The organism is Dapis purpurea BLCC-M126 (assembly GCF_050015975.1).
Lineage (GTDB): Bacteria > Cyanobacteriota > Cyanobacteriia > Cyanobacteriales > Microcoleaceae > Trichodesmium.
Map to the genome: position 1 here is coordinate 21,146 of NZ_JBNHER010000254.1, position 7,071 is coordinate 28,216.

Annotated in this window: 7 protein-coding genes; 3 read left to right on the top strand and 4 right to left on the bottom strand. The window is 38.2% G+C overall.

Annotation, left to right across the window (positions count from 1 at the left end):
- Positions 1 to 45: 45 nt before the first annotated feature.
- The 3 genes from ACP6PL_RS22635 to ACP6PL_RS22645 all read left to right on the top strand — a co-directional run bounded on the left by ACP6PL_RS22635 (position 46) and on the right by ACP6PL_RS22645 (position 3,816).
- The gene (locus tag ACP6PL_RS22635; protein WP_426547542.1) at positions 46 to 1,368 is read left to right on the top strand and encodes a hypothetical protein; all 1,323 of its coding nucleotides are present in this window, start codon (positions 46 to 48) and stop codon (positions 1,366 to 1,368) included.
- A 147-nt stretch (positions 1,369 to 1,515) separates the two neighbouring features.
- Positions 1,516 to 2,640 carry a caspase family protein gene (locus ACP6PL_RS22640; protein WP_426547543.1) on the top strand — a complete coding sequence of 375 codons (1,125 nt, stop codon included), beginning with the start codon at positions 1,516 to 1,518 and terminating at the stop codon, positions 2,638 to 2,640.
- Positions 2,641 to 2,676: 36 nt separating this feature from the next.
- Entirely contained in the window at positions 2,677 to 3,816 is a 1,140-nt protein-coding gene (locus ACP6PL_RS22645; protein ID WP_426547544.1) for a serpin family protein, read from the top strand.
- Positions 3,817 to 3,968: 152 nt separating this feature from the next.
- On the opposite strand, the gene ACP6PL_RS22650 is transcribed toward ACP6PL_RS22645, so the two are convergent.
- From ACP6PL_RS22650 to ACP6PL_RS22665, 4 genes are all read right to left on the bottom strand, one after another.
- Positions 3,969 to 4,196 carry a XisI protein gene (locus tag ACP6PL_RS22650; protein ID WP_426547548.1) on the bottom strand — a complete coding sequence of 76 codons (228 nt, stop codon included), beginning with the start codon at positions 4,194 to 4,196 and terminating at the stop codon, positions 3,969 to 3,971.
- Between the two features lie 219 nt (positions 4,197 to 4,415).
- The gene (locus ACP6PL_RS22655; RefSeq protein WP_426547545.1) at positions 4,416 to 4,628 is read right to left on the bottom strand and encodes a hypothetical protein; all 213 of its coding nucleotides are present in this window, start codon (positions 4,626 to 4,628) and stop codon (positions 4,416 to 4,418) included.
- A gap of 16 nt (positions 4,629 to 4,644) precedes the next feature.
- Positions 4,645 to 5,082 carry a type II toxin-antitoxin system VapC family toxin gene (locus ACP6PL_RS22660; protein ID WP_426547546.1) on the bottom strand — a complete coding sequence of 146 codons (438 nt, stop codon included), beginning with the start codon at positions 5,080 to 5,082 and terminating at the stop codon, positions 4,645 to 4,647.
- A 201-nt stretch (positions 5,083 to 5,283) separates the two neighbouring features.
- Entirely contained in the window at positions 5,284 to 6,948 is a 1,665-nt protein-coding gene (locus ACP6PL_RS22665; RefSeq protein ID WP_426547547.1) for a cation:proton antiporter, read from the bottom strand.
- Positions 6,949 to 7,071: the final 123 nt, after the last annotated feature.

Below are 7,071 nucleotides of genomic sequence, written 5' to 3' on the forward strand. Positions count from 1 at the left end.
TTGAAGATCGTCTTAAAAGTGTAGACAGTTAAAAAGGAAAAAGAAATGGGAATGACAGACTGGGAAGTAATTCCAAATGTAAATCCAGACAATAAACAAGACATAGTTTCTAAACAAAATTCAGATTTCGATGGTCTGTACTTGGTTCAAGATATAAATGATTATGATAATTCATATATCATAACAGATGATTTCGTATACCGCTATTATGGATTCAGTAAGAATTTTACGGGATTCAAGAGTTCAAAACCCTCTGCGATGAAGCAATACCTTGAAGAGGCATGGAATGACTATTACACTACAAAAGGATTTGCAGCGACTATAACCAAACAAGAAGTCTTTGACCAATTAAAAACTGGCATCGGCGGTGACGAAGCGAGTGAGTATTCAATCTCTACTCTTAAAGAACTACTCTCAGATTTGCAACCAACTAATTACAAATGGTTGACCTATTCTGGGGATGGACGATCTTGGAGTGCTGAAATTAAAGGAGATTCCTGGGGAACCAATCTAGATACTATCGAGCCAGGTATAGCATATCCGACCATTGTTGAGAAGTTATCTCAAGCGATTCAAGCAGCAGCAGAAAATGACTTGCTGGTCGATCCATACACACCGGAGGCTGTCGAGGGATTAATCTTACGAGTGTCTGAGGCACTTTCGGCAGCAGCGAAAATTCCTTATATGCTGAAAGATTTAACTTCAACATCTGCGACAGACTCCTCGATCAAAGGTTTTAGTAGTGGCGATATTACTATCAATCTTTCCAATAAAAACGCAGGACACCAGTACATTGTCGCTTTCCAAAAACCAACAAATCTCAACCAAATATATAAAACACTATTTCCCACTGCTTGGAAAATAGTACCGTTGGGAAATAACAGCAGCGCTCGCGTTGACTATCCCGTCAGCCTTCAGATTATGGTTGAAGAAAGTGTTGATGTATATGATGCAATGAGTCGAGCGACAAAACTACCAACTGAAGTTGGGCAAATGTGGGAATTCTCTATTGATGGAGACTTCGCAGAGCTAAAGAAAATATCTGGTGAGACAGTGGATGGAGAAATGGGGTGCATTAATAAGGCTCCTCAACTAGTTGATATAGCTCTCGCAAAAAAAGACAGTCCGTTGATTGTTAAACGTGAAGTAGCCCAAGATGACCAGGCAATTTTCCAACTAACTCCGAAGCTATATTTTGCTTATGTTAATGACCTCCAAGAAGGAGACTTGATCAAATCCGATGTCTCTGCATCAAAACTGTATGAACTGGATCTGACAAATCTCAAATCTATTAACCTTGAGCTTTCCGCAGACCCAACTACTCGAAAGAAGAAGTGGACAGCAAGTAATCGAAAAGCAGCCAGTTAGGTTAGCCTAGAGAATTAAACAGGTCAGGCTTATCAGAATTAAATGGTGTTGGGCAGCTTGTAAGACTCCCTAAAAACCATAATGATAAGTCTGACTTTCTTTCGTTAAAGCAAAAAATAAAATTTGTCTTCTCAAGGAAAGTTGTCAATGTCTAACAAAAAAGCTCTTGTTGTCGGAATTAACATTTACAAGACTTCAAAAAATAATCTACCTAGCTGCGTCAATGATTCAAACAAATTCTCCGATCTGTTAAAAGATAGCTATGGCTTTACTGACATCTGTAAGATTCAGAATAGAGAAGCCACTTTCGCCAAGATTGACCAACAGTTAGAATGGTTATTTAAAAATGCAGAACCAAACGCTCAATTAGTATTTTATTATTCTGGCCACGGGTACAGAACTCCAAAAGATGGTTTACTAAAAGAATGTCTAGTTACATCCGATGAGAAATTCTTTTTTGACGATAAGTTTAGTACTTTAACACAACGATTACCTCCAGGTATTTTAAGCATAATATTAGATTGCTGTCACTCAGGGGGAATGGAAAAAGCTTTTTTCTCAGGGAAATCTGGAGAGGAACGTCCTATGGTAAAAGCTTGGGTTCCACCAGACGAAGAATTAGAAAACTCTTCCAAACCAGAAACTGATCGTACATTACCTTACCAGAAATTTGGTCAGTCTATCACTGAGCGAAACTTTGTTTCGACGAACGCAGACGCCTCTAGCAGTCTCAAATCTCTTATATCCCAACCTAAGAGTAAGCAAGTGAATGGGTTGCTTATGAGTGCCTGCAAGGCAAATGAGAAGGCTATAGCTAGTACTGTGTATACTAACGGATTGTCAGTTTTTACTTTTGGCTTAATTAGATCGATATCTAGTTTAGGAACCAAAATATCCAATAATACTTTACTCGATCACACTACACAGCAAGTGCAAAAGCAATTGAAAAAGAGTAAATTAGGACAAACACAAACTCCCTTACTTATAGAGCCAGATCGACCTAAAGGACTTGGAAATCTATCCTTTATTACCTTTGAACCTGCTGAAAAAAGTGCATCATTTACTGATAAACCTGCTGAAAAAAGTCCAGTATTTACTGATAAACCTGCTGAAAAAAGTGGAGTATTTACTGATGAACCTGCTGAGAAAAGTATAGTATCTACTGAAGCATCCGATAGAGCAATGTTAGAAGAACTCTCACAAGCTATAAGTGGGTCTGCTAAAATGCTCTCGATGTTGGCTGATATATCAGCCATGTCAAATCGTGATTAAAATAAAAATGTGGCTTTATCTAGGAATTACCAAAATATGACTATAGATTCAAGATTAGTGAAAGCCTATACGCAATTTAGTCTCAAGCTGTTCTTAGAGATTGTCAAGCAAAGTGCTGGTAAGAATATTTTTGTGTCCCCTTGCAGTTTGGCAATCTCTTTAGCTATGACTTACAATGGTGCTAGTCGTCAAACCCAAGAGGCAATAGCTCAGACCCTAGAATTACCAAAAATGAGTCTAGAGGAAGTTAACCAAGCTAATGCCAGTTTGAGAGAAACACTAGAAAACAATGACTATAATGTGCAAGTTTATATAGCTAATTCACTCTGGGTTAAAGAGGGGGTTTCTTTTAATCCAGAATTTTTACGCATTAACAAGAAATTTTATCAAGCAAAAGTAACAGATCTGAACTTTAACGAGCCAAATACTCCAAGTATTATCAATGATTGGGTTAAAGAGAATACTAATCAAAAGATAGACATAATCATCGATCAGATTGACCCCAATTCGATGATGTTTCTGATTAACGCCACTTATTTTAAAGGTTACTGGTCAAACCCATTCCCCAAAGCAGCAACTGAAGAGCATCCATTCATCTTGCTAAACGGGACTCAGAAGCAGCACCCGATGATGTTTTCTTCGGGTAACTATAGATACCTAGAAAATGAGATATTTCAGGCAGTTAACTTACCCTATGGAAAGGGTAAGTTTAGTATGTATATTTTTCTCCCCAATAACGGAGTTGGTCTTAATAGATTTTACGAAACTCTGAGTGCTGGTAATTGGGAAAAATGGATGAACCAATTTGATTTAAAACAAGGTTTTCTTGGTTTACCCCGTTTCAAACTTCAATATAATATTGAGCTAAATGATGTTCTCAAAACTCTTGGAATGGCAATAGCTTTTGATAGTAGAAGTGCAAATTTCTCAGGGATATGTTCGATTCCCCCAAATATCTGTATTGACAAGATTAAGCATAAGACTTTTGTAGAAGTCAATGAAGAAGGAACTGAAGCATCAGCAGCAAGTTCTGTAGAAATGGTGACTAAAGGATTTCAGTCAGAACCTCCAGAAACTCTGTTTAACATGATTGTGGATCGTCCCTTTTTCTGTACGATTCAGTATAATCAAACCAAAACAATTTTGTTTATGGGGTCTATTCTGGAACCAATATAGCGCGCTCGCAAATCTTGTAAGTTGCAAGGGGTAAACTTTAGCAATATATCGCTCAAGTCCCCCCCTTTCCCTTTACCCAGCAATAATCAACGCCGGACGAGCGATCGCCTCTTTCTTCTAACAAAAGCGATTATTTTTTAACTTTCTCTTATCTAAGCAATACCATAGCCAGTGTAAAGACGCTTGTAAGGCGGATGTAGCCCCAGTACAATGTCTTCTTGAGCAACACCCATTTCCATTAATTCTTGACCTACATCAATATCAGTAGCATTATGCTGAAGCCAAATTTTTCCATCTTTAATATCAAAATGTAAAACAGTATAGTAAATTCGTTCTAAGTCTTTCCAACCTACTCGCATCAGTTGATAATGATTTCGTATTGGATCAAAAAATAGTTAATTTTCTGCCTCATTATTTTGAGGTTTAGATTGAGCATACTTTTCCAACAAAATTTGAATGTAGGAGCGATAATTCTCTAACTTATCCATTGGACAATTTCCTCGGCGATTGGTTCTTCAATAATTAATAATTAACAATTAATAATTACCTCTTCTTATAAATAAGAGGAACTGCTAGATAAGGCAACGTTTATGGCTCATTCACAAGAGCGACTGTTTTTTAACTTCCTCATAAATTTCCCTCGCACTTTTCTCCCCAAACATCTTCTCTTTTAACTCCAAATAATCTACCGACTGCGACATATTTTCCCGACAGAAAAATGCAGCTTTAGCAATTCCCAAACTATTGATAATTGCCTGTATACTTTCACTTCTAACTAATCCCATTTCCGGCACAACTAACTTTTGATTCATTTCTAAATTTACCCCTCTAAAAAGAACTAACGATATTGTTAACAAAAATTGTAGGACTTTGAACTATTATAGCTCCCTCATACCTTTTAATTAGTTTATCATCACAAGTAATAAAAAAATCGACTCCCAACTTTTCTGCACAAGCCAAATGTAACGAGTCCATTCCTTTAATTCCCATATTTGCTTCTATTTCCTCTGCTCTTGTCAGCAAATTTTCATTCAGATTTTGGAAAGACTTAGCTTCCCGTAAAACACTTTCAACAAAAACCTTTCGCTCGTTGTATGGGTTATTGTTCGTTTCTGCTGCTAAAGCTTCTGATGAAACAATTTCCACTTTTTTATTTTCAATTAGCAAAAAAATAAGAGTCATTGACATTGATTCTAAATATATTCTTGCCTGAGATTGGTCATCAAATATTCTATTCAATGCGCTAGTATCTAAATATAGTTTCATTAATAGGAAATTTTTGGTTCAATTTATCATCTAATTTTAACAGAAAGAACAAGTTTTTTAAGTGTGTCTTGAAAAAAGAGCTGTTTCTTTCCATACAAAACTATAGTATTTCTCACCCTTTGTTAGGTACAGTGCTGGAGATCCCCCCTAACCCCCCTTCTCAAGGGGGGGGAACTGGAAGTCCCCCTTTTTAAGGGGGATTTAGGGGGATCGTTGATGTTCCTCACCAGACTGAAAACCGCTATATATTTTTTTTTCGACTACCACTACAGGAATTAAACTCTTTTCCAAAACTGCTTGAGAAACGGAACCAACTAACACATTCTCCCATAAACGATGCCCTCTTTTCCCGATAACTATTTCTGCGACTCCATACTCTCGCCCCACTGAAATTATTTCCTCGGATACCACACCTGCAACAGTTACAAACCGATACCGAATATCTGCCAAAAGTTGCTTTGTTTGCTGTCGCAGTTGCTCAACACTTTCCTCATTCTCAGACTGAATAACGTGCAATACCATAACCTCGCCATCACAACGCCTCGCCAACTCAGCAACTTTTAACAACACATCTACAGCAAGGGGTGAAGTATCAACTGCAGCTAACAAAACAATACGACGAGCGATCGCTACTTTTGTCGGTTCGACTTCTCCTTTTTGTAAAAGTTTTGGTGCAAAGGTAGGTATTGCCCAAGCTCCCAAAGGTGCTGTGACTAATATGGATAGGGCAGCGATCGCTAATATTGTTTCTCCTCCTTCAATACCTGCTGCTAAAGGAATAGCTCCAATAGCTGCTTGCACGGTTGCCTTAGCAGAATTTCCGGGCAGCAAAAATAGACGCTCTCGCAAATTCCAGTTACTGCCCAAAGTCGAGAGATACCAACCGAGCATTCGTCCGACTAAAGTACCAACTGCTAAAATTAACAACCCCACCAACAAGACATTTTCCAGCACTTGCAACGGGATACTAGCACCGAGCAACACAAACAAAATTATTTGCGCCACCACCCACAAAGTATCAAAACCATTTCGCAACCGTCGTGCTAAGGGGGCATCAAATTCGATGACAAAAAATCCTGTCGCCATGACTGCCAAATAACCAGAAAATATAGGAAATTTCTCTGCTAAGACGACTAACAATAGAGCGAAACTTGCTGCAACCAAAGTATCCTGAGTGGCATTTTGAGTCCAATTTTGTTTGACTAAGAGCAATACTAATATTCGTGCGGTTAGCAACCCGGCGACAACTCCGAGAATAATTTGTAAAATCACTTGAAAGGGTAATAGTTGTAATGCGCTGAGAGTGATGCCACCAGGTAAAGTTATGCCAGTAGTTGTTCCCTGGGATAAGAATGCCAGTAGTAAACTAAAAACTAACAACAGCAAAACATCTGACAAAGCACTGCCAGTCAAAATAGCATCAGGAATACCTTTAGTTACGCCCCAACCCAAACTTTTGAGGCGCAACATTCCGGGAACAATAACTGCGGGAGACTCGGCACCGATGATACAACCTAATAACAACCCGGTGGCAAAGTCAAAATTAAGTAACCATATAGCTGCTAGAGCAATAACAATAGCTTCACAGGTTGCGGGGAGGAAACCTAACCGCAGTGCAACACTTCCCTGTTGTGCTAATTTTTCTCTGTCTAAACCCAACCCTGCTTTCATTAAAATTATCATTACGGCGATCGCTCTTAGGGAGTCGGCAGCTTGCAAAATGCTAGAGTCGATGGTATTGCTAATTTGGGGACCTAATAATATTCCCACTAATACCATTCCCACCAGCGGCGGTGCTTTTAATCTAAAGGCAATTTCGCCGACAAAAAAACCTATTAATAATATCCAAATAATACTTTCTAACATAAGAAGGAAGAGGGAGGAAGCAAGAATTCAATAATTGATAATTGATAATTGATAATTACCCAATTATTAATTATTAATTATTAATAATTAAATAATTCTGGTTTAAAGCCTCCCCTTGGATAG